The organism is Sphingomonas canadensis (assembly GCF_026013525.1).
In the GTDB taxonomy this organism is placed as follows: Bacteria; Pseudomonadota; Alphaproteobacteria; order Sphingomonadales; family Sphingomonadaceae; genus Sphingomonas; species Sphingomonas canadensis.
Genome location: NZ_JAPDRA010000015.1, coordinates 21347 through 42343, shown reverse-complemented (window position 1 = coordinate 42343; position 20997 = coordinate 21347). Strand labels below are relative to the sequence as shown.

Here is a 20997-nt window from a genome sequence, read left to right as displayed (position 1 = left end):
ATGGCCGGCGCCGCCGATCCGGCCGCCGCGGCGCCGCCTTCCGTCTCGCGCGGGGCGGCGCTGTACATGCTGCTGCTGCTCTGCCTGGTCAATGCGTTCAACTATGTCGATCGCAGCATGCTGGCGCTCGTCATGCCGCAGATGACGAAGGAGCTTCAGCTTTCGGATACGGTGACCGGGCTGGTCGCCGGTCTGCCCTTCGCGCTTTGCTACGCGAGTTGCGCGATCCCGCTCGCCTGGGTTGCGGACCGGTATAACCGGCGGAACCTGCTGGCGGGCGCGCTGGCGGGGTGGAGCGTAGTGACGGCGCTGACCGGCGCGGCGCAGAGCGGGTGGCAGCTCGCCGCGGCGCGTTTCGCGCTGGGGGCGGGCGAATCCGCCGGGCACCCGACCACGGCATCGCTGATCGCGGGCAGCTTCGCGCTCAAGGACCGGACGGCAGCTTTTTCCGCGCTGTCGGCATCGGCCTATCTGGGGCCGTTCGTCGGCTTTCCGATCGTCGGCTGGCTGCTGGCCGAACATGGCTGGCGCGCGGCCTATTACGCCACGGGGATCGCCGGGGTGGCGATGGCGGCGGCGTTCTTCCTGACGGTGCGCGAGCCGCCGCGCGGGCAGGCGGGGCCGGCGGTGCCCGGCGGCGGCGGCTTCGTCGCGGGCGTCCGGCGGCTGCTGGCGACGCCATCGTACCGGCTGGTGGTGCTCGCGGGCGGCTTCAGCGCGGTCAATCAGGGCGCGCACCTGACTTGGGGGCCGACATTCCTGGCGCGGGTGCATCATCTCGATCCGCAGGCGATCGGACTCTATTTCGGCACGCTGCGCGGCGCCGCGGGGCTGGCGGGCGCGCTGTTCGCGGCGGTGGTGGTGGGGATGCTGGTGCGGCGCGACATCCGCTGGCAGGTGCGCGTGCCGATCCTGGTCGCGGGGCTGCCCTTCCTGTCCGATCTGCTGTTCCTCGCCGCGCGCGATCCGCTGCTGTGGCAGGCGGGGCTGGCGCTTTCGGCGTTCGTCACCGCTATCGCCGTGGCGCTCAGCTATCCGCTTTACGTCAACATCGCCCCGCCCGGGCTGCGCGCGACGGCATCGGCCTTCTATTTCCTGGTCGCCAGCCTGATGGGGTTCATCCTGGGGCCGCTCACCGTGGGCGCGCTGAGCGACGTGTTCGCGGCAGCCTGGGGGGCGGAGGCGATCACCGTGGCAATGGCGGCGGCCTCCGGATCGGCGCTGCTGTCTTTCCTGCTGCTGCTGCGCGCCGGACGGAGCTGGACGGAGGACGTCGCCCGCGCGGAGGGGGCGGCGTGAGCGGGGCCTCCGGACCCGGCTCAGCCCATGAGCTTCGGGGAGAGCAGAATCTTGCCCACGCCGTCACGGCCGGCCACCCGCTCATGCGCCTCGGCGGCGCGGGAGAGGGGGAGGATCGCGTCGATCAGCACGCGAAAGTCGCCGCGCGCCGCCGCCTCCAGGCTGGCCATGACATCGGCATCGGTGAAGCCCAGGCTGCCCATCACCGCGATCTGATAGAGATAGAGCCGCTTCACATCGAGCGTCACCTCGCCCCCGCCGTGGCTGCCCGCGGTGACGAGCCGGCCGTGGCGGGCGATGGCGTGGAACGCCTTGGGGAACAGCACCGGATCCCCGATATTCTCGAACACCACGTCCACGCCGCGTCCGCCGGTCAGCTCCAGCACGCGCGCGGTGAGATCTTCGGCGCGATAGTCGATGCCGTGATCGGCCCCCAGGCCGCGCGCCGCCTGCACCCGGTCCGGCGCGCCCGCGCCCGCGATCACCGTGGCGCCCAGCAGCTTCGCCACCTGCACGCCTGCGCTGCCCAGCCCGCCGGACGCGCCCATCACCAGCACGGTTTCGCCGGCCTTCAGCCCCGCGCGATCGCGCAGCAGGTTGAACGCCTGGGGGGCGTGGCGCGTCACCACCGTGGCGGTGGCGAAGTCCAGCCCGTCGGGGATCGCCACCGTCGCCTGGGCAGGGAGCTTCACATATTCGGCATAGCCGCCCAGATGCTGCATCCCCACCGCGTCGAGCGGCCCCGCCGGCTTGCTGCGCCAGGGGAGCGCGACGACGCGATCGCCCACGCTGCGCCCGGCAACGCCCTCGCCCACGGCGCTGACCACGCCCGAGGGATCGACGCCCAGGATGTGCGGCAATTTCACCGGCGCGCCATAGGCTCCCGCGCGCACCACAAGGTCGAGCGTGCGGTTGACCGACACGGCATGCACCTCGACCACCACTTCGCCCGGCCCGGGAACCGGCTTGGGGAAGCGTTCGTAGCGGAGCACCTCCGGTCCGCCGAACTCGTGCATGACGATGGCGTTCATCTGGTCCATTGGGCGGGTCCTTTCAGGGCTGGGGAAGCATGGTGATGGAGCAGGCGCAAGAACTGGCGGCGGTGCTGGACGGGCGGATGCCGCTCAACGCTTCGGGCGCGGAGGCCGCGTGCCTGCTCGCCCGGCGCATCGCGGCGCTTCCGCGCGGGCCGGGGCCGCTGATCCTGGGCATCAACGGCGCGCAGGGATCGGGCAAGTCCACGCTGACCCATGCCACGGTGGCGGCGCTGGCGCGGTTCCACGGGCTTCGCGCGGCGCTGCTCTCGCTCGACGATTTCTACCGGACACGCGCCGAGCGCGGGGAACTGGCGCGCGCCATCCATCCACTGTGCGCCACGCGCGGCGTTCCGGGTACGCACGACATGGCGCTGATGGAGGCCGTGCTGGCCAGCCTTGCTGCCGGGGGCGTCACCGCGATCCCCGTGTTCGACAAGCTGGCCGACGATCGCGCGCCGCGCGCGGACTGGGTGACATTCGAAGGCGTGCCGGACGTGGTGCTGGTGGAGGGCTGGTGCGTCGGCATCCGCGCCGCCGATCTGCCCGCCTGGAGCGGCCCCATCAACGCGCTGGAGGCAGAGGCCGATCCGGACGGCCGCTGGTTCGGCTGGAGCCGGGCGGCGCTGCCCCATGGCTATGAGCCGCTGTGGGACCGGTTCGCGCTGCTGGTGTCGATCGAGGTGCCGGACCTGGAGACCGTCATCGATTCGCGGTTGCGGCAGGAGGACGGCCTGGCCGCTGGCACCGCGCGGGCGCGGATGGACCGCGCCGCCGTCACCCGCTTCGTCCAGCATTACGAGCGCTACACCCGCGCGCTGTGGCCCGCGATGCGCCAACGCGCCGACATCCTGTTCGCCCGCGACCGGGATTTCGGCTTCACCCTCGTCAAGGAATAGCGAATGTCCGATCACCCCGCCCAGGTCCGTATCGCCGTGAAGACCGGCGTGCAGGAAACCAGCCTGCGCTCCTATCCCTGGCCCGATCTGCGCCCCGACGAGGGCATGCTGAAGATCGAGGCATGCGGCGTGGGCGGCGCCGAGCCGGAGGTCTATCGCGCCGGGGACAAATGGCTGCCGGTGGCGATGGGGCACCAGATCGTCGGATCGGTCGTGGCGATGGGCGCGGATGCCGCCCGCCTGTGGAAGGTCGCGCCCGGCGAGCGGGTGGTGATCCAGGAATATCTGCCGTGCAAGGCTTGCCGCTGGTGCCTGCAGGGCGAATACCGCTTCTGCCCCGACGCGGACTTCTTCGGCGGCACGAACCCGCGCCGCTATGGGCTGATCGATCCCGGCGCGGCGCCGCATCTGGTGGGCGGGTTCGCGGAATATATCCACCTTCCCTGGAACACCGTGTTCCACAAGATCCCGCAGGATCTGCCCGCCGAACTGGCGACGCTGGCGATCCCGATCGGCAACGGCGTGCAATGGGTCGCGCGCGACGTGAACGCCGGGCCGGGCAAGACCGTGCTGATCATCGGCCCCGGCCAGCAGGGGCTGGGCGCCGTGCTGGGCGCGAAGGACGCGGGCGCGGAGACGGTCATCCTGGCGGGGATGACCCGCGATGCCGCCCGGCTGGCGCTTGCGCCCGAGCTGGGGGCGGACGCGGTGATCAACGTGGAGGAAGAGACGCTGGACGCCGGGCTGCGCCGCATCCTGGGCGCGCGCGGGCTGGACGTGGTGGTGGACACCACCGGCGATCCCGGCGGGGCGAACATGGACCAGTATCTGGCCCACGCCAATTACGGCGCCTGGCTCTGGGTCAACTGCATGGATCGCGGCGTGCCGGTGCGCGAGATCAAGCGGAAGTTCCTGACCGTGCGCTCGGGCCGCGGGCGGAGCTGGTGGGCGGTGGATACGGCGCTGCGCATCATCACCTCGCGCCGCTTCCCGCTGGAGAAGATGTGTACGCACCGCTTCGGGCTGGATGAGGTCGATCTGGCGATCAAGGCTACCGCCGGCCGCGAGGTGGAGGGTGCTATCCACGTGGTCGTCGATCCCTGGAAATAGCCGGGCGGGGCGGAGCTGGGCGCTCCGCCTTCAGGCCGCCAGCCAGTCGCGCAGCGCCGCGGTGACCGCTTCCGCTTTCTCCAGCATCGGAAAGTGAGCCGCGCCGCCGATCAGGATCAGCCGCGCGCCCGGAATCGCATCCGCCATCGCGCGGTTGCGATCGGGCGTGCTGAGTGGATCCTCCTCGCCCGAAAGCACCAGCACGGGCACCGCGATGCCGCCCAGCAGTCCGCGCGGATCGGGCCGTTCGAGCAGCGCGCGGACCTCCCGCGCATATTCCTGCGGGGTGAAGCTGCACGCCATCGATTCGAGCAGGCCCATATAGTCCGCGTCGCCATGCATCGAGGGATGGGCGATGCGCGGGTTCCACCAGCGCGCGAGCGCGGCCATCCCCTGATCGCGCGCCATGTCGATCTGGGGCTGGCGCCGCGCCGCCTCACCCTCGGCGACCGGGTGGACGCTGGCGTCGATCAGCGCGAGCCGGGTGATCCGCTCGGGTGCCAGCCGCAGCATCTCCAGCGCAACGCGCCCGCCCATCGAAAAGCCGCACAGCGCGAACCGCTCGGGCGCCTCCGCGAGTACCGCGTGGGCCATCGCCACCAGCGAATCATGGCCGTGCAGGTGCGGAATCCAGGGCTCCGCGACGTCGGAAAGCGCCTTCGCTTGATGATGCCAGACGCGCGCGTCGCACAGCGATCCCGGAACGAGGACGAGATGCTGCCGGGCCTGATCCACTATATTCTCCAAAATCGTCTAACAATTTCGCCTAATATTTTGTCTGGCGGTATGCAAGCTTGTGCTGCATCAGGGCCGGGAAAGCAGGAAGGATTTCGCCGATGAATATCGTCGACGCGCATTGCCACGCATCGCCGCAATGGTTCGAGCCGGTGGAGCCGCTGGTCTGCCAGATGGACCTGAACGGCGTGGCGCGGGGCGTGCTGACGCAGGTGCTGGGCCAGTTCGACAACAGCTATCAGGAGGCGTGCGTCGCGCGCTATCCGGGGCGCTTCGCCAGCGTGGGCGCGGTCGCGGTTCAGTCCGAAGGCGCGGATGCGGCGGTGCGCTCCTGCGCCGCGCGCGGCATGACAGGACTGCGCCTGCGGCCCGAGGCGCGCAGCCCCGGCGCCGATCCGCTGGCGGCATGGCGCGCGGCGGATGAGTGCGGGCTGGCGATCAGTTGCGGCGGGCCGAGCGCGAATCTGCTGACCGCGGATTTCACCGCCCTGGCCACGGAGCTGCCCGCGCTGCCGATCGTGATCGAGCAGCTCGGCGGCTGGACCCGCCCCGATTGCGACCGAGATTCGGCGACCTGGGCCGGCATTCTGGCGCTGTCACGCTTCCCCAACGTCTCGCTCAAGCTGCCCACGCTGGGCCAGATCGCGCCGCGCCAGATCGGCAAGCCGCTGCCGCCCGAGGGCGAGCCGGTGCTGGACGCCGCGGCCGGGGCGATCGTTCTGGAGGCGCTGGACGCTTTCGGCGCGGAGCGGCTGATGTGGGGCAGCGACTATCCCGTGGTCAGCTCGCGCGAGGGCTATGCCAATGCGCTCGGCTGGACCCGCGCGCTGTTCGCGGGGCGGCCGGAAGCCGACGTTGCGCTGATCTTCGGCGGCAACGCGGAGCGAATCTTCTTTCGTTGAGCGGCTTCACCGCCTTGCATCCGCGCCACGATAGTTATACGATCTAGTTATACAAAACTGCGCTGTGGAGTGCCAGGATGGCGTACGATTCCGAAGAGACGATCCTCTGCATCTCGGCCAACGGAAAAACCACCTCGTCGAGCCGCAAGGCGGCACGGCGCATGCTGGTGGCCACAACCGAAGGCGTTCTGGATTTCCGCCGCGATGGTCCGGCGGGCGCGTGGCTGCGCCAGGATGGGCTGTTGCTGGAAGGGCAGCATGTGAGCTGCCTGGTCTATGACGAACCCACCGGGCTGCTGTTCGCGGGCATGCACTTCGCGGGCGGGCTGCTGAAAAGCGCCGACGGCGGCAAGAGCTGGCAACGCGCGGACAACGGCGTCGCCTCCGGCCATGCCTATACGCTGCTGGTCCAGCATGTGGGCGGCGAGACGATCCTGAACCTGGGTACCGAGCCGGTGATGTTCTACCGGAGCTGGGACCTGGGCGAGAGCTGGACCGCTTATCCGAGCTGCACCGAGGTGGAAGGTACCGAGCACTGGATATTCCCGCGCGCGCAGCCGCACATCAAGCATATCGCCGCGCACCCCGACGAGCCGGAGACGATCTACATCTGCGTCGAGCAGGGCGATCTGCTGCGCACCACCGATGGCGGCAAGAGCTGGGAATCGCTGCATTCGATGGAGCGGTCGGACGACAAGTTCCGGCGCGACCAGCATCGCGTGGTCTTTTATCGCACGCCGGACGAGATATTCTTCACCACCGGGATCGGCCTCTATCACAGCGCGGACAAGGGCGCGACCTGGGAACGGCTGACCGACACCAGCCACCCTTGCGCCTATCCGGACCCGTTCTTCGTCCATCCGACCAAGGACGTGCTGTTCATGCAGGGCGCGGGAGAGAACCCGAACCCGAAATGGGCGACCGAGGGTACCGCGCATCCGCAGTTCATGAAGAGTATCGATCACGGCAAGACCTGGCAGCAGGCGATGGCGGGAATGGTCGAGCCCGTGCGCGGCAACCTGGAAATCGCGGCGATGCACGATGCCGAAGAGGGCGGGCTGGAACTCTACACCGGTTCCGCCTGTGGCGAACTCTATGTCAGCCGCGACGAGGGCGAGAGCTGGCAGTTCGCCACCGGCGAGCTTCCGCCGATGTCGAAGGGGCCGCACTTCCGATGGTTCCTGACCGCGGAAGAACGCGAGGCATATGAGAATAAGCTTCGTGGAATCAACGCTTTCGCCTGACGCCTCACGTAGGGCGAACACCTGGGGCGGCGCCGGCGTGTGACAGCGGAGTTGCGCGCCGCCCCACCTTTGGGGGAGGATTTCTTGATCGATACGCACGCCCATCTCGTCACGGGCGATACCGCGGCCTATCCGCCGTCGCCGCCGAGCGGCGCGCTGAATCCGGGCGATCTCGACGATCCGATGACGGTCGAGCGGCTGCTCGGCGAGATGGACGCGAGCGGTGTCGAAAAGGCGGTGCTGGTGCAGCGCGGGTCGATTTACGGCTTCGACAGTTCCTATGTCTGCGACAGTGCGGCGCGGCATCCGGCGCGGCTGGCGGCGGTCTGCTCGATCGATGCCGCGGCTGCCGATTGCGGCGCGGCGGTGGAGCATTGGATACGTGATCGCGGCGCGGCCGGCATCCGGCTCATGGAGCTGGTGAGGGGCATGGGGATCGGCTGGCTCGATTCTCCGCTGGCGCGCGATGCGTGGAAGGCGGCGGCGGAGCTGGAAGCGCCGGTTTGCGTCCACCTGTTCCCGTGGAACCGGGCGGAGGGGCTGACGTGTCTTGCCGGCATCCTGCGCGATATCCCGAACGTGACGGTCGTGATCGATCATTTCGGTGCGATCGCGAGCGATGCCGGGCCGCCCGATCACGGCGTTGACGAGTTGCTGGAGCAGGTCGCGGCGTTCGACGGAACGACGATCAAGTTCACCACCATTCCGCTGGGCCGGCTGGACAAGGCCGGGATCGACTATCGCCCGGTCGTGGAGCGCGTGGCCGCGCTGTTCGGGCCGGACCGGATGATGTGGGGATCGGACATCACCCAGTCGCCCGGAAGCTATGCCTATATGGCCGATCTGGGCCGCAGCTCGGTGGAGGGTTTCGGGGCGCGGGAACGTGAACAGATCCTCTCGGGCACGGCGGAGCGCGTATACGGGCGGGGCTGGCACTGATGCGCCGGATCGCGACCGAGGAGGCGTTCGTCATCCCCGAGGTGCTGCGCCCGATGCTCGATCGCGCGGCCGGCGAACCCTATGATTCAGACCTGTTCTTCTGGTCCAAGGCGGCGGACGGCACGCCGCTGCAGCGGCGCCTGCTCGATCTGGACGACGAGCGGCTGCAGATCATGGACGAGACCGGGATCGACGTGCAGTTGATCTCGCTCGCCTCCACCGGCGTGCAGATGTTCCCGGCGGATGAGGCAACGGCGCTCGCCACGCTTGCCAACGATGTGCTGGCCGATGCGATCGCCCGCCATCCGGCGCGCTATGCCGGCCTGGCCAGCTTCGCGCCCCAGGACCCGGCGGGTGCCGCCCGCGAGATCGAGCGGGCGATGACCCGGCTCGGCTACAACGGCGTGATCGTCAATTCGCATACCAACGGCGATTATCTGGATCAGCCCGAATATTGGCCGATCCTGGAGGCGTGCGAGGCGACCGGCGCGCCGCTCTATATCCATCCGCGCGCGCCTTCGCCGCAGATGATCGCGCCCTATCAGGCTTATACGCTGGAACATGCGATCTGGGGGTTCCAGGCAGAGACGTCGCTACACGCGCTGCGGCTGATCGCGGGCGGTATATTCGATCGCTTCCCGCGGCTCCAGGTGGTGCTGGGCCACGGCGGGGAGGGGCTGCACTATTGGCTGCCCCGGCTCGACGCGATGCACGCCAACTTCAAGGCGCCCGAAGGCAGCCGCCCGGCGCTGGAACTGGCGCCGAGCGAATATATCAAGCGCAACTTCGCGATCACCACCAGCGGCATGAACTGGGGGCCGGCCGTGCGCTTCGCGATCGAATCGATCGGCGCGGACAAGGTGATGTTCGCGATCGACTATCCCTTCGTCGACAGCGGCAAATCGGTTGCCGAGATGGAGGCGATCGATTTGCCCGCCGAGGTGAAGGCGGCCATCTGGCACCGCAACGCCGAGCGCATCTTCAACATCGCGCCCAAAGGCTGAGCGAAAGCCGGACGCAGGGAAACGCAGCCTCTCCCCGGCAAGGACCGGGGAGAGGCTTCTCGCGTCACACCGCCTTGGGTATCTGCCGCCGGATCAGCGCCACGCCGGCCACCGACACCGCCAGCGCGCCCGCGATCAGCAGGAAATAGCTCGACGCTCCGCCGATCCCCAGCGCGATCACGCCCGCCCAGGAACTGGCGATCGCGCCCACCCGCCCTGCCGCAGCGGCCGCGCCCACGCCGGTGCCGCGCGCATGATCGGGGTAGATGAGGGCGGAGAAGGTGTAGAGCCCGTTGAGCAGCCCCGCGCTGAACACGCCGATCACCGCGAGCGAGGCCAGGATCACGCCAAGGCTCTTCACCTCTCCCATGATCATCAGCCCCAGCCCGAGCGCCGCGATCACGCCGCCCGATCCCAGGCTGAGCACCGTTGCCCGCGAACCGAAGCGCTTGATAAGCCAGCCGCAGCCGACGCCGCCGACGATTCCGCCGAGCGACAGGGCCGTCATCCCCAGGCTGGTGAGCGACAGTTTGAAGCCCAGCGCGGCGAGCATCGCCGGAACCCAACTGAACATCGCGTAATTGGCCAGCAGGCAGAAGAAGAAGGCGATCCACAGGAATATCGTGCTCGACGCCACATCGGGCGTGAACAGCGCGCCCAGCGGCGTGCGGTGCGTCGATGCCTTGTCGGGCGTGTTGGCGCCGATCGTGCCTTCGCCCAGCTTCAACCCGCACCGCGCGGCCACGGCACGCAGCCGTTCCTGGCTGGCGCCCGAATTGACCAGGTAGATCGGCGATTCGGGCAGCGCGACGAACAGCAGCGCGGCCACCAGCAGCGCGATCCCGCCCAGCGCGAGGAACAGCCCCTGCCAGCCATAGGGATCGAGGAGCAGGTTGCCGATCAGCCCCGCCACCATCGCGCCGACCGCGATGAAGGTCATCCCCACCGCCAGCGCCAGCGCGCGTTCGCGCCGGGGCGTCAGCTCGCTGATCAGCGCGGCGCCGTTGGGGATCATCGCGCCAATGCCGATGCCGTCCAGGAAGCGCAGCGCCAGCAGTTCCTGCGGGTTGGTCACCCATGCCTGGGCCATCGTCATCGCGCCGAAGAAGGCGGTGCTGGCGATCATGGTCGTGCGCCGGCCGAACCGGTCGCCCAGCATGCCACCCACCACCGCGCCCAGCGTCAGGCCCAACAGCCCGAAGGCCGCGATGCTGGCGAACGCCTCCCGCGGCATGCCCCAGTCATGCATCAGCGCCGGTATGGCGAGGCCCATCGACTGGTTTGCGATGCCATCGGTCAGATAGGCGAGCGCGATCAGTGCGAGGATCAGCTTTTGCCGCCCTGTCCAGATGCTATCGTCGAGAGCCGCATTGAGGTTGACGGTTCCGGGGCGGTCTGAGGCGATTTGCTGTTCCATATCGTCTAAATAAATGGTCTAACAAAACAGTCAAACAAACAGGTGCAGGGAAAGCCTAGGGATATGCGAGAGGATGCCAAGACCTGGTTCATCACCGGCTGCGCGACGGGGTTTGGCCGCGCGCTGGCGATGCTGGCGCTCGAACGCGGCGATCGCGTGGCGGTCACCGATCGCGATCGCGCCGCGGTGGCCGAATGGGAGGAGCGCTACCCCGGGACCGCGCTCGCGCTCCAGCTCGACGTGACCCGGCCGGACGAGGTGGCCGCCGCCGCCGATGCCGCCTTCGCGCGCTTCGGGCGGATCGACCTACTGGTCAACAATGCAGGCTACGGGCTCCAGGCGGCGGTGGAGGAAGCCGGCGAGGATCAGATCCGGCGGCTGTTCGAGGTCAACCTGTTCGGCATGATCGATGTGATCCGCGCCTTCGTGCCGCGGCTGCGCGATCAGGGCGGGGGGCATGTGATCAACTTCTCCTCGGTCGGCGGGCGGGTCACGGCGCCGTTGCTGGCGCTCTATGCCGCCAGCAAGTTCGCGGTGGAGGGGCTGACGCTGGGGCTGTCGCACGAACTGGCCGGGTTCGGGATCAAGGTGACGGCGGTGGAGCCGGGCGCCTTCGCCACGCGCTTCGGCACCTCGGCGGCGATGGCCGGCCAGCAGCATCCCGCCTATGCCTCGATCCGCCAGGGGATGGAGGCGATGATCAAGCACCTGCCCCAGGGCGAGCCCGAGACGCTGGCCGCCGCGATCCTGGAACTGGCGGATGCGCCGGAGCCGCCGGTGCAGTTTATCGGCGGCGGCGACGCCTATGTGATGATCGAGGCGGAACTGGAGCGCCAGCAGGCCGAGATGCGCAAGTGGAAGGCGCTGAGCGAGGCCGCGAACAGTCTGGTCCGCGAACGGGCGTAGCCCGCGCCCGGCGCTATTCCGCGGCCTCCGGGCGCCGCAGCACGATCAGCCGGATCGACGCCGCGCAGCCGATCAGGCAGCATGCGATGACGATCGCCAGCCCGCGCGGCGTGCCATCATACAGCAACCCGCCGATCGCGGAGGCTGCCGCGCCGCCAGCGAAGGTCATCGCGCCGAACAGCGCCGCCGCCGATCCCGCGCGCAACGGATCGATCGCCAGCCCGCCGCCCATCGTGTTGGCCTGGATCGGCGAGACCGATCCCGCCAGGAAGAAGAACAGCACATTGATCGCCCACATGCCGCCGGCCTGGGTTCCGGCAAAGAGCAGGAACAGCGCCGCCAGCACCAGCCCGTTGCGCGCCGAAAGCGCCAGCAGCGCATCCGGCGTGCGGTTCTTCAGCAGGCTGCGGTTGATCTGGCCTGCGCCCACCAGCGCCACCGAATTGAGCCCGAACAACAGGCTGAACGCGGCCGGGGTCAGCCCATATCCGCCGACGAACACCACCGACGAGTTGGCGATATAGGCGAAGAAGGACGCGGTGTTGAACATCGCGGCGAGCAGATAGCCCAGCAGCGCGCGGTTGGTGAGCAGCGCCCAATAGGCGGCGAAGGGCTGTTCGGCGCGGGCGTTGGCTGCGGTCTCGGCCGAGCGCGTCTCCGGCAGCGCGGCCATGCCCGCGGCGAACAACACCGCCGCGAACCCCGCCATCACCCAGAAGATCAGCCGCCAGTCGCCAACCAGCAGCAGCCCCGCGCCGATCAGCGGCGCCAGCACCGGCGCCAGCCCCCCGATCAGCGCGAGCAGCGAGAAGAAGCGCGCCGATTCGGTCGCGTCCAGCCGGTCGCGGACGATGGCGCGTGCGGCCACCATCGCGGAACACGCTCCCAGCGCCTGGAGCAGCCGCGCCGCGAGCAGCACCGCGAAGCTGGTGGTGACCGCCGCCAGCGCTCCGGCCGCGACGAACAGCGCAAGCCCGGCGATCGCCACCGGTCTGCGTCCCAGCCGGTCCGACAGCGGTCCGCTGACGAGCTGGCCGCCCGCGAGCCCGAACAGGAACACCGACAGGCTCTGGCTCGCCTGGTCCATGGAAACGCCGAGGTCGGCCGCCAGCGGCGGCATGGCCGGCAGGTACATGTCGATCGCGAGCGGCGCCAACGCCGTAAATCCCGCGAGCAGCGCGGTCTGTCCCCTGGTAAGCACGGATGCCTGTTTCCTTATTTCCGGGATTTTTGTTAGTCTCTTGTGACTAACAATGCTAGAGCGAGATGCCATGACCCAGCCGATACGCGCCGCCGTGAAGACCGACATCGAGACTAGCGTGATCCGGGAGTTCGAGCGGCCCAGGATCGGACTGGACGATGGCCTGCTGCGGGTCGAATCCTCAGGCGTGGGGGGCAGCGATCCGGAGATGTACCGCCGCGCCAACACCGCGCCCTGCATCATGGGGCATGAGGTGGTGGGCACGGTGGAGGAACTGGGCGAGGCCGCGGCGAAGCGCTGGGGATTGCGCCCGGGCGATCGCATCGCGCTGCACGAATATCTGCCCTGCTGGCATTGCCACTGGTGCCTCCAGGGCGATTTCCGCCTGTGCATGGAGGCCGATTTCTTCAACGTGAAAGACCGGTTCAACACGCTGCGCTATGGCACGTGCAACGCTGGCATTGCGCCGCATCTGTGGGGCGGGTTCGCCGAGCATCTGTATCTGGCGCCCAACGCGGTGATTCACCGCATTCCGGCCGACATGGACGCGCGCCATGCCACCCTGGCGGTGCCGCTGGGCAACGGCGTGCAATGGGCGGTGCTGGATGGCGGCGCGGGGATGGGCAAGACGGTGCTGGTGTTCGGCCCGGGCCAGCAGGGGCTGGGCTGTGTGCTGGCGGCCAAGGCGGCGGGATCGGCCTTTGTGATCCTTGCGGGGATGACGCGCGACCGGGCGCGGCTGGATCTCTCTCTGGATCTTGGCGCGGACCTGGCGGTGGACGTTCAGGAGGAAAACCTATACGCGGCGGTGATGGCTGCGACCGGCGGGCGCGGTGTCGACGTGGTGGTCGATACCACGGGGGACCCCGATGGCAGCATCGCGGCCCAGGCGGTGGCCCTTTCGGCCAAGGGCGCATGGTTGAGTTTGAACGGCCTGGAGGCGTCGGTGCCGCTTGGTGAAATCAAGAAGCGCTACCTGACCGTGCGGGCACCGCGCGGGCATAGCTGGCGCGCGGTGCAGACGGCCCTCGATATCGTCGCGTCGCGCCGCTGGCCCGTCGACAAGCTGTGCAGCCATGATTTCGGCCTGGAGGGCGTACATGATGCGATCCTGGCCACCGCCGGCCGCGGAACCGAGGGCGCGATCCACGTCACGGTGAGTCCCGGAGCCGAGCCCGCATGACCGACGCGGAGGTGTTGCTGGAACAGATCGACGATGCCTGCCGCCGGCTGCGCATCGCCCAGTCCACCTTCGGCCGCCAGGCGGTGAACGACGGCAAGTTCGTCAGCAGGCTGCGCCACGGCGGCCGCGTGACGCTGCAGACCGTCGAGCGCGTCCATCGCTTCATCGAGGAACAGGGCGGGCCATCCGCGCGGATGCTGCGATCGGCCATCCGCGGGGCGGAGACGATCGATCCCGCGCACAACTTCCGCTTCTATGACAACCGTCAGAAATATCTGATGTTCGTCAACACATCGTCGGAAAAGCAGATCGTCGCGGATCGCGCGCTGGAGCAGCTTGCCCACGCCCAGCCGGAGCCGCCCGCGATCCGGCTGTTCGACGGCGGCACCGGCGACGGTACCGCGCTCGCCCGGCTGCTGCGCGGGGCGCACCGGCGCTATCCGTGGCTGCCCCTCTATGTCGTCGCGAAGGAGATCAGCGCGGAGAACGTTCGCCTGACGCTGGAGCGCATGCCGGACCGGTTCCAGGAACATCCCGGCACGGTGCTGGTGATGACCAACCTCAACTATGCCGAGGCGCCCTGGCTGAACCCCGGATCGCCTGTCGCCGCCAGTGCGATGGTGTGGCGCGAGGTGGCGCTGGACGGCACCACCGCGGGGGAGTTCGAGGAGGCGATTGCGGGGCTCCAGCCCTTTGTCGAGGCCAACTGGCAGGTCCAGGTCAGCCCGCGCAGCGGACATCCGCTGCCGCGCGTGCCCGCGGTGCTGGTGATCTATCGCCGCGATCAGCGATTCACGCTCGATTCGATCCTGCCGCGGCGCGGCGCGGCGCGCGCGGACTTCGATTTCGTGCTGCTTTCCCATGCCTGGAGGGCACGCGCGCCCGTGGAGTTCAAGGCGGAACGGATCGTGGCGCCGCTGGTGCGCGCGTTGCGCCGCAACGGGCGGCTGATGGGCGTGCAGGGCTATGGCGAGGATCCGGGGATGGAGATCATCCGCGGCGTCTGGCCCGGCGAGGCCCCCTTCATCACGCGGCGCGACGCGCTGATGCGTGCGGTACAGTCCGCGCTGGGGCTGGAGGAGCGGCGCTATTGCTTCCACCAGCTCTCGGATGAGCAGGCGGTGTTCCGCTATCAGATTCGCACGCTGCAGACCGAGATCAAGCCGGCCGGCGACATCGGAACCTCCACGCTGATCGCCGCGTGGAACGCCGCCAGCTATGTCGCGCAGATCGAGGATGCGCGGCTGGCCAATGTGATGAACCACGACCGCTATCTGGACGTGACGCGCGATGTGCTGCGGGCGCATGGCGGGCTGTGGTTCAAGGACGAGATGTTCGTGATTTCGCGATCCGCCGGGCTGGGGACCGTCCCGGCCATGGGCGGCGCGGACAATTGAGCGATGGTCCGCATGCAAATCCCGCCCGCCATCCGCCCTTCCTGCCCCTTCTGCCGCGCCGAATGGACCGATGCGATGCTGGCGCAGTTCGACGCCTATACCGTCGCCGCGTCCTGCGCGTGCTGCGGCCATGGCGAGACGGCGCACGTGCATGGGGACGCGCCGGAGGTGCCGCTGGAGGACATCTGTTGCGCGGCGTGCGGACGGGCGATCTACCTCAAGCCGCAGGCGGCGGCGCGATGACCGGCGGAGCGACCGGCCAGGCTTGCCGAAAGTCAAATTTCGATGTTGCGCATGCGCGTAGCTATGCCAACAATCGCGCGAAGGGTGGGGAAGCGATCAGGGGGGCCAGATGGCAGAATATTCCGAGGTTGACGATTCCCTGCCCAATTACGTGGCCGACGAACTGCGTAGCCTGATCGTGCGCGGAACGCTGCTTCCCGGCGAACATCTGGGCCAGACGCAGCTCGCCAAGCGTTTCGGCCGCAGCAAGGTGCCGATCCGCGAAGCGTTGAAGCTGCTTTCGACCGAGGGATTTCTTCGCCACGATCGCAATCGCGGCTATTTCGTCTCGCCGCTCGAATATCCGGAGGCGTTGCAGCTCTACAAGCTGCGCCGCTGGCTTGAGATCGAGCTGTTGAAGACCGCCGAATGGCCCGAGCCCGAGCAGGTCGCGCGCTTCCGCAAGCGGTTCGACGAACTCGATGGGCTCAGCCCGAACCGCGATTTCGCGCGCTGGTCGGAAACGCTGGGGCAGATCCGGTACGAGATATTCGATCTGTCGCCCGAAAAGGTGCTGCTGCGCGAGGCGAAGCGGCTGTGGACGCTCACCGATCGCTATCGTTCGCTGTTCCCCCGCAACACCGAGGGGAGCCCCGAGCGCAAGCTGATCGACGCGCTGGAGGCGCGCGACCGCGACCGGCTGATCGCCGACTATCTCGCCGCGCGGGGCGGGGTGGAGGCGGCGCTGGAGCAGGCGTTCAACATCGTCGCGGCGGCCTGAACGAACCGGCCTCTAGCGCTTCAGCGTCGCTGCCCAGCCTTCGACGGCGGTCGAGGGGATTTCGGTTCCGATCGCCGCGAACAGCTCCGAAAGGCCCCGGAAATGATGCGCCGCGCCCGGAACATCGGCGAGCATGGAGGAGAGTATCTGCATCTCCTCCACCCATCGCGGCGCCTTGTATGCGAGCTGGGGGAACTGACGTTCGGCCCAGGCGACGGGGCCGGGATGCGATATGCGAAGCTGCTCGATCAGCGCATCGCTCACCTGTTCGCGTTCGGCCAGCGCCATGGTGAAGGCGAGCAGGCCGGTGAGCCCTTTCGAGGCGGCCGCGAATGCCATCTTGAGCGCGGAGGCGGAGCCGGCAGGTGCGTCCAGGACGCGGATGTCGAGCCCCAGCGCGCCGAGCGCGGCGAACTCCGCCGCATCCGGCCCGGACGCATAGAAGCGCGGGCCGGAGCCGCCGCCCGGCGCGGGCGGCCCGCCGACGATCCCCGCATCGGCGAAGCGGACCCGGGCCGGCGCCAGCAGCGCGGCGATGGCGCGGGCCTCTTCCGGATGGATCGCGTTGCATTCGACGAACAGCGGCGGGGAGGGCGCCTCCGCCAGAAACGGGAGCAGGGCCTGCGCCACCGGCATCGCCTGGCTGGGCGCGACGATCGAGAGGATCGTGTCGCACTGTGCAACCTGGTCCATCGTCGCCGCGATCATCCCGGCGTCGCGCGCCCGCGCCCTGGTAGTGTCGCCGCGCCCGTCGAGCGGGGTCAGGACGCGCGCGCCGCCCACCGCAAGCAGGCGGCCCACCGCCGCCCCCATCATCCCGGCGCCGATCACGGCGATACTGCGCTGTTGCGTCATGCGCCCGGCCTAGCATGCGCCGGCCGCGCCATCATCCCCAGGAACATGCCATGACCTTCCTCATCGATTGCCACGCACTGATCGCCAGCACCGATCTGGCCCGCTATCCGCTCGCCGCCGATGCCGCGCCGCTGGAGCCCGGGGAGCTGGAGGGTTTCCTCTCGCCCGCGGGGCTGGCGCGGGCGCTTGACGGTGGCGCACTCAGGGGCGCGGTGCTGGTGCAGCGCGGACGCCTCCACGGGTTCGACAACCGGCTGGTGGCGCAGACCGCCGCGGCCGATCCGCGGCTGCGCGCGCTCTGCACGGTGGATACGGACGCGGCGGATTGCGCGGCGACGGCGGCCGGGCTGCTTGCCTCGCCGGGCGTCGCGGGGCTGCGCTTCATGGAGCCGCGAAAGGGGGCGGACCTGGGCTGGCTGGCGGGGGAGGGCGCGCGGAGCCTGTGGCGGCTTCTCGCTGAAAGGGGAGGAATCGCCGATGTCCATGTCTTTCCCTGGAACCGCGCGGCCGGGCTGGAGGCGCTGGCGGCGCTGGCGGCCGAGTTCGCGGAGGTGCCGGTGCTGCTCGACAATATCGGCGGCGCCGCGGTGGAACAGGGCGCCCCCGATTTCGGCGTGGATGCGGCGTTGGCGCGGCTGGCGGAGCGGCCGGGCGTCATCTTCAAGTTCAGCGAGATGACGCTCGGGCGGCTGGACCGCGCCGGGATCAATCCGCCCGCCGCGATCGCCCGCTATGCGGCGATCGCCGGCGCCGGCCGGCTGTGCTGGGGCAGCGATGTGCTGCCCGCCGGCATGGTGCCGGAGCAGGCTGCCGCAAATGCAGTGGCCGCCGCTGAGGGGCTGGACGCGGCCGGGTGGCAGGCGGTGCTGGGCGGCGCCGCGGCGCGATTGTTCGGGTTCGATTAGTCCCGCCGGGTCTGCAGCGAGTGGTATTTGAACTGCTTGCGTGCGTCGTCGAGGCGCATGCCGGAGCGGCAGGCGGCGCGGATGCGTTCCTCGGCGGCGTGGATCTCCTCTGCGGCGGCGAGGACGGCGTCCTCATGCTCGCGGGGGATTACCACCACGCCATCGGCGTCGCCGCGGATCAGGTCGCCCGGCGCCACGCGCGCGCCGCCGATGTTCACCGGACAATCCATCCGTTCCACCTGGACGCGATCCTTGCCGGTGCGCATCCAATGGCCCTTGGAGAAGACCGGATAGCCAAGCTCGCGGCACAGCGCGACATCGCGGCTGATCCCGTCGATCAGCGTCCCCGCCAGGCGGCGCCGGTGCGCGATCTCGGTCAGGATGTCGCCCCAGATCGTCGCGTCGTCGCGCCCGCCGTTGTCGATCACCACCACATGCCCGTCGGGCACGTCGTCGATATAGTCGCCCACCGTCCCCGCCGGCTTGCCCGCCGGGCCGCAGATCATCGTGAACGCGCGGCCCGCCATCCGGAACCCCGGATCGCGGCCCGATATGCCGTAGCATTGCCCAACGATCCCAAGGCGATCCAGCGCGTCCGACAGCGTCGCCGTATCCAGCGCGGCCGCGCGGGTGACGTTGGTATCGGCCATGATCAGTCCTTCTGAAGCATATGTTCGTAGTTGCCGCCCAGCACCGCGCCCATGCGGGTGCCGCGCGCGATCTCCGCGATCATCGCCGCCTCGCGCGCGACGATGCCCTCGGCGGCCGTCAGCACGGCATCGGCGTCTTCGGGGCGGATGACGATAACCGCGCTGCCGTCCGCCACGATCAGATCGCCGGGGTGGACGGTGACGGTGCCGATCTCGACCGGCACATTGGTTGCCTTCTCCACCACGCGGGCGCGGGCGGTGAGGCAGGTCAGCCGGTTGGTGAAGACGGCGAAGCCCAGCTCGCGCGCCTCGTCGATGTCGCGCACCGGGCCATCGGCCACCACCGCGCGCACGCCCGCATGGATCGCCCCGCGCGTCAGTAGCCCGCCCCAGCAGCCCGCCTCCACGCCGGTACGCTGCTCGACGACGATGATCGTGTTCGCGTCCGCCGCCTCGATCGCGTTGCAGCCCAGGTGCGTGGGCGGCCCCGGCGGCGGATCGCCCGTGCCGAGCTTCACCGTCACCGCCACGCCCGCCACGCGGCCGGCACCGGATTCGCGGCGCAGCCCGGTGACCTGGCCTGCGAGCCCCAGCTTGTCGAGCGCGTCGGAAAGCGCGCAGGTGTCGATCGCCGCCAGCCGCGCCAGCGTGTCCGCCAGGCCGCTCATTTCTTCGGCGGATCGAGCTTGAACAGCGCCATCGCGTTGCCGAACATGATGCCGTCCTTCTGTTCCTGCGTCAGCCAGTCGAAGCCGGTGATGAACGGCGCGATATCGTCCAGCGTCTTGCCCGTCGCCGGATCGACCGCCGAACCCACGCCCGGGCATTCCGCGCCGAACAGGCAGCGATCGTGCCCCACGGTCTTGATCAGAAGCTGCAGCGCCTCTTCCGAATAGAGCACGGTATCGAAATAGAGTTTGCGCAGCCGGTCCAGGAACTCCTCGCCGCGGCGCAGGCCCGAGGCGCGGAAGCGGCCGATGTGGAACGGGATCGCCCCGCCGCCATGGCTGACGACGATCTTCAGGTCCGGGAAATCCTTGAACACGTCGCTTTCGACCAGGCCATAGGCGGCCATCGTCTCTTCGAGCAGGAAGTTGAGCGTATAGGGGGCGCGGCGCGATCGCGACCCGGCGGAGTGGATATGCGCCGGCACGTCCAGCTCGCACAGCTTCTCGTACAGCGGATACCAATAGCGGTCGCCCATCGGCGGCGGCTCGGTGCCGCTGTTTTCATAGGGATCGGGATTGAGCAGGCAGCCCTTGAAGCCCAGCCGCGACACGCAGCGTTCCAGCTCCGGCAGCACATTTTCCACCGGCTCGCCCGCTGCCTGGGGCAGGCCGCAGATCGGGGCGAAGCGATCGGGCAGCAACTGGCACTGGCGCGCGATGATGTCGTTGGTCGCCTCCGTGAACCAATGGACCAGATATTCGGGCTTTTCCGAATGCATCATCTGGAAGGGACGGGGGCTGAGCAACTGATAGTCGGTGCCCACGCGATCGAGCATGTCGAGATGGCCGCACGGCGCCATCTCCTTCTTGTTGGTATAGGCGAGGATCTCCTCGTCGGTCAGGTCCGGGAAGCGCTTGCCATGCTCGCCGCGGTGCGAAAGCAGCAGCGACTTGTAGACCCACAGCTCCGCCGGCGCGCTGACATGGCCGTGACAGTCAATGATCATCGCCGAAACCCCTCTCGCGAAATTGAAGCAGGTTATTGAATACGATTTCGTATACCGATCAGCGCGAACGGGTCAATGTTGCGCGCGACCGCGATCAGAACATCGGGTGCCGCCCGGATCGCTTGTCCGATACCGGCTGGCCCACCGCCCAATGCTCGACGATCAGCCCGTCGCGCACGCGGAAGATGTCGACAAATGCCAGGCCCGGATCGCCCGGGCCGCGTGTCATATGGTGGAACACCATGACCCGGTCCCCGTCGGCGAGCACCTGATAGACGGTGCTGACATTGCCTTCGCCCTCCTTCCACCCGCGCGTTTCGAAAAAGCCGATCGCGGCCTCCTTGTCGCTGGCGGGTTCGTCGGGAGCGGCGAAGTCCGGGTAGCGCTCGATAAAGCCGGGGGCGAGGTAACGACGCATCGCCGCCACCGGCTTGCGATCGAAGAAAGCTAGCTGGTTGAAGCGGTTGACGACCGCCAGCGGCGAAGGATCGTCCTCGGGGAATGCCAGCCGCTCGGCTTCGGTCTGGGGGACGGAGGGCGGGGGCAAGGGCATGGCGGCGATCCTCTCCGTGGCGGCATAGCGGTATCCGCCTTGAATCGGATACAAGATTGACTAATCATCCTGCAACGATTTCGATC

At 68.9% G+C, this 20997-nt stretch carries 22 protein-coding genes; 13 read left to right on the top strand and 9 right to left on the bottom strand.

Annotated features, from left to right (window positions below; all coding sequences use genetic code 11):
* Nucleotides 1-1299 carry an MFS transporter gene (locus tag OM513_RS19920; protein ID WP_264946535.1) on the top strand — a complete coding sequence of 433 codons (1299 nt, stop codon included), beginning with the start codon at nt 1-3 and terminating at the stop codon, nt 1297-1299.
* 20 nt (nt 1300-1319) lie between these two features.
* On the opposite strand, the gene OM513_RS19915 is transcribed toward OM513_RS19920, so the two are convergent.
* Entirely contained in the window at nt 1320-2339 is a 1020-nt protein-coding gene (locus OM513_RS19915) for a zinc-binding dehydrogenase (RefSeq protein ID WP_264946534.1), read from the bottom strand.
* Nucleotides 2340-2374: 35 nt separating this feature from the next.
* Between OM513_RS19915 and OM513_RS19910 the strand changes: the two genes are divergently transcribed.
* Complete coding sequence (locus OM513_RS19910) at nt 2375-3232, top strand: kinase (RefSeq protein ID WP_264946533.1); 858 nt, start codon at nt 2375-2377, stop codon at nt 3230-3232.
* Between the two features lie 3 nt (nt 3233-3235).
* Nucleotides 3236-4342, top strand: coding sequence for a zinc-dependent alcohol dehydrogenase (locus tag OM513_RS19905; RefSeq protein ID WP_264946532.1), 1107 nt, complete (start codon nt 3236-3238; stop codon nt 4340-4342).
* A gap of 30 nt (nt 4343-4372) precedes the next feature.
* Here the strand turns inward: OM513_RS19905 and OM513_RS19900 are convergent, their stop codons facing one another.
* Entirely contained in the window at nt 4373-5077 is a 705-nt protein-coding gene (locus OM513_RS19900; protein ID WP_264946531.1) for an alpha/beta fold hydrolase, read from the bottom strand.
* Nucleotides 5078-5178: 101 nt separating this feature from the next.
* Between OM513_RS19900 and OM513_RS19895 the strand changes: the two genes are divergently transcribed.
* The 4 genes from OM513_RS19895 to OM513_RS19880 all read left to right on the top strand — a co-directional run bounded on the left by OM513_RS19895 (nt 5179) and on the right by OM513_RS19880 (nt 9166).
* Nucleotides 5179-5979, top strand: coding sequence for an amidohydrolase family protein (locus tag OM513_RS19895; protein WP_264946530.1), 801 nt, complete (start codon nt 5179-5181; stop codon nt 5977-5979).
* Nucleotides 5980-6056: 77 nt separating this feature from the next.
* Nucleotides 6057-7223, top strand: a complete 1167-nt coding sequence (locus tag OM513_RS19890) for a WD40/YVTN/BNR-like repeat-containing protein (RefSeq protein ID WP_264946529.1) — start codon at nt 6057-6059, stop codon at nt 7221-7223.
* Between the two features lie 84 nt (nt 7224-7307).
* A complete protein-coding gene (locus tag OM513_RS19885) occupies nt 7308-8162 on the top strand; it encodes an amidohydrolase family protein (RefSeq protein WP_264946528.1) in 855 nt (284 codons plus the stop codon).
* Nucleotides 8162-9166 (top strand): amidohydrolase family protein, encoded by a 1005-nt coding sequence (locus tag OM513_RS19880; RefSeq protein WP_264946527.1) that lies wholly within the window; start codon nt 8162-8164, stop codon nt 9164-9166. The genes OM513_RS19885 and OM513_RS19880 overlap by 1 nt, the downstream gene beginning before the upstream one ends.
* 64 nt (nt 9167-9230) lie before the next feature.
* Here the strand turns inward: OM513_RS19880 and OM513_RS19875 are convergent, their stop codons facing one another.
* Complete coding sequence (locus OM513_RS19875; protein WP_264946526.1) at nt 9231-10583, bottom strand: MFS transporter; 1353 nt, start codon at nt 10581-10583, stop codon at nt 9231-9233.
* 63 nt (nt 10584-10646) lie between these two features.
* Between OM513_RS19875 and OM513_RS19870 the strand changes: the two genes are divergently transcribed.
* Nucleotides 10647-11489: an SDR family NAD(P)-dependent oxidoreductase gene (locus tag OM513_RS19870; RefSeq protein ID WP_264946525.1), complete on the top strand. Its 843-nt coding sequence runs from the start codon at nt 10647-10649 to the stop codon at nt 11487-11489.
* A 13-nt stretch (nt 11490-11502) separates the two neighbouring features.
* On the opposite strand, the gene OM513_RS19865 is transcribed toward OM513_RS19870, so the two are convergent.
* On the bottom strand, nt 11503-12690 hold the full coding sequence (locus tag OM513_RS19865) for a multidrug effflux MFS transporter (protein WP_264946524.1): 1188 nt from the start codon (nt 12688-12690) through the stop codon (nt 11503-11505).
* A gap of 70 nt (nt 12691-12760) precedes the next feature.
* Here OM513_RS19865 and OM513_RS19860 point away from each other — a divergent pair, with 70 nt between their 5' ends.
* The 4 genes from OM513_RS19860 to OM513_RS19845 all read left to right on the top strand — a co-directional run bounded on the left by OM513_RS19860 (nt 12761) and on the right by OM513_RS19845 (nt 16273).
* A complete protein-coding gene (locus OM513_RS19860) occupies nt 12761-13873 on the top strand; it encodes a zinc-dependent alcohol dehydrogenase (RefSeq protein ID WP_264946523.1) in 1113 nt (370 codons plus the stop codon).
* On the top strand, nt 13870-15270 hold the full coding sequence (locus tag OM513_RS19855; RefSeq protein ID WP_264946522.1) for a hypothetical protein: 1401 nt from the start codon (nt 13870-13872) through the stop codon (nt 15268-15270). The genes OM513_RS19860 and OM513_RS19855 overlap by 4 nt, the downstream gene beginning before the upstream one ends.
* Before the next feature lie 12 nt (nt 15271-15282).
* Nucleotides 15283-15513: a hypothetical protein gene (locus OM513_RS19850; RefSeq protein ID WP_264946521.1), complete on the top strand. Its 231-nt coding sequence runs from the start codon at nt 15283-15285 to the stop codon at nt 15511-15513.
* Between the two features lie 109 nt (nt 15514-15622).
* The gene (locus tag OM513_RS19845) at nt 15623-16273 is read left to right on the top strand and encodes a GntR family transcriptional regulator (protein WP_264946520.1); all 651 of its coding nucleotides are present in this window, start codon (nt 15623-15625) and stop codon (nt 16271-16273) included.
* A 12-nt stretch (nt 16274-16285) separates the two neighbouring features.
* Here the strand turns inward: OM513_RS19845 and OM513_RS19840 are convergent, their stop codons facing one another.
* Entirely contained in the window at nt 16286-17128 is an 843-nt protein-coding gene (locus OM513_RS19840; protein WP_264946519.1) for an NAD(P)-dependent oxidoreductase, read from the bottom strand.
* Nucleotides 17129-17178: 50 nt separating this feature from the next.
* Here OM513_RS19840 and OM513_RS19835 point away from each other — a divergent pair, with 50 nt between their 5' ends.
* Nucleotides 17179-18033, top strand: coding sequence for an amidohydrolase family protein (locus tag OM513_RS19835; RefSeq protein ID WP_264946518.1), 855 nt, complete (start codon nt 17179-17181; stop codon nt 18031-18033).
* Here OM513_RS19835 and OM513_RS19830 read toward each other — a convergent pair.
* The 4 genes from OM513_RS19830 to OM513_RS19815 form a co-directional block, all read right to left on the bottom strand.
* Entirely contained in the window at nt 18030-18683 is a 654-nt protein-coding gene (locus tag OM513_RS19830; RefSeq protein WP_264946517.1) for an RraA family protein, read from the bottom strand. The genes OM513_RS19835 and OM513_RS19830 overlap by 4 nt on opposite strands.
* 2 nt (nt 18684-18685) lie before the next feature.
* Entirely contained in the window at nt 18686-19351 is a 666-nt protein-coding gene (locus OM513_RS19825) for an RraA family protein (protein WP_264946516.1), read from the bottom strand.
* Nucleotides 19348-20358, bottom strand: coding sequence for an amidohydrolase family protein (locus OM513_RS19820; RefSeq protein WP_264946515.1), 1011 nt, complete (start codon nt 20356-20358; stop codon nt 19348-19350). The genes OM513_RS19825 and OM513_RS19820 overlap by 4 nt, the downstream gene beginning before the upstream one ends.
* A gap of 94 nt (nt 20359-20452) precedes the next feature.
* On the bottom strand, nt 20453-20911 hold the full coding sequence (locus OM513_RS19815; RefSeq protein ID WP_264946514.1) for a nuclear transport factor 2 family protein: 459 nt from the start codon (nt 20909-20911) through the stop codon (nt 20453-20455).
* Nucleotides 20912-20997 lie beyond the last annotated feature (86 nt).

Excerpts from the sequence above, each read along its gene's own strand:
- OM513_RS19830 (WP_264946517.1), bottom strand. The coding sequence starts at position 18,683 with ATGGCCGATACCAACGTCACCCGCGCGGCCGCGCTGGATACGGCGACG.
- OM513_RS19920 (WP_264946535.1), top strand. The coding sequence starts at position 1 with ATGGCCGGCGCCGCCGATCCGGCCGCCGCGGCGCCGCCTTCCGTCTCG.
- OM513_RS19880 (WP_264946527.1), top strand. The coding sequence starts at position 8,162 with ATGCGCCGGATCGCGACCGAGGAGGCGTTCGTCATCCCCGAGGTGCTG.
- OM513_RS19820 (WP_264946515.1), bottom strand. The coding sequence starts at position 20,358 with ATGATCATTGACTGTCACGGCCATGTCAGCGCGCCGGCGGAGCTGTGG.
- OM513_RS19825 (WP_264946516.1), bottom strand. The coding sequence starts at position 19,351 with ATGAGCGGCCTGGCGGACACGCTGGCGCGGCTGGCGGCGATCGACACC.
- OM513_RS19895 (WP_264946530.1), top strand. The coding sequence starts at position 5,179 with ATGAATATCGTCGACGCGCATTGCCACGCATCGCCGCAATGGTTCGAG.
- OM513_RS19905 (WP_264946532.1), top strand. The coding sequence starts at position 3,236 with ATGTCCGATCACCCCGCCCAGGTCCGTATCGCCGTGAAGACCGGCGTG.
- OM513_RS19850 (WP_264946521.1), top strand. The coding sequence starts at position 15,283 with ATGCAAATCCCGCCCGCCATCCGCCCTTCCTGCCCCTTCTGCCGCGCC.
- OM513_RS19845 (WP_264946520.1), top strand. The coding sequence starts at position 15,623 with ATGGCAGAATATTCCGAGGTTGACGATTCCCTGCCCAATTACGTGGCC.
- OM513_RS19875 (WP_264946526.1), bottom strand. The coding sequence starts at position 10,583 with ATGGAACAGCAAATCGCCTCAGACCGCCCCGGAACCGTCAACCTCAAT.
- OM513_RS19910 (WP_264946533.1), top strand. The coding sequence starts at position 2,375 with ATGGAGCAGGCGCAAGAACTGGCGGCGGTGCTGGACGGGCGGATGCCG.
- OM513_RS19835 (WP_264946518.1), top strand. The coding sequence starts at position 17,179 with ATGACCTTCCTCATCGATTGCCACGCACTGATCGCCAGCACCGATCTG.
- OM513_RS19860 (WP_264946523.1), top strand. The coding sequence starts at position 12,761 with ATGACCCAGCCGATACGCGCCGCCGTGAAGACCGACATCGAGACTAGC.
- OM513_RS19890 (WP_264946529.1), top strand. The coding sequence starts at position 6,057 with ATGGCGTACGATTCCGAAGAGACGATCCTCTGCATCTCGGCCAACGGA.
- OM513_RS19915 (WP_264946534.1), bottom strand. The coding sequence starts at position 2,339 with ATGGACCAGATGAACGCCATCGTCATGCACGAGTTCGGCGGACCGGAG.
- OM513_RS19840 (WP_264946519.1), bottom strand. The coding sequence starts at position 17,128 with ATGACGCAACAGCGCAGTATCGCCGTGATCGGCGCCGGGATGATGGGG.
- OM513_RS19870 (WP_264946525.1), top strand. The coding sequence starts at position 10,647 with ATGCGAGAGGATGCCAAGACCTGGTTCATCACCGGCTGCGCGACGGGG.
- OM513_RS19815 (WP_264946514.1), bottom strand. The coding sequence starts at position 20,911 with ATGCCCTTGCCCCCGCCCTCCGTCCCCCAGACCGAAGCCGAGCGGCTG.
- OM513_RS19855 (WP_264946522.1), top strand. The coding sequence starts at position 13,870 with ATGACCGACGCGGAGGTGTTGCTGGAACAGATCGACGATGCCTGCCGC.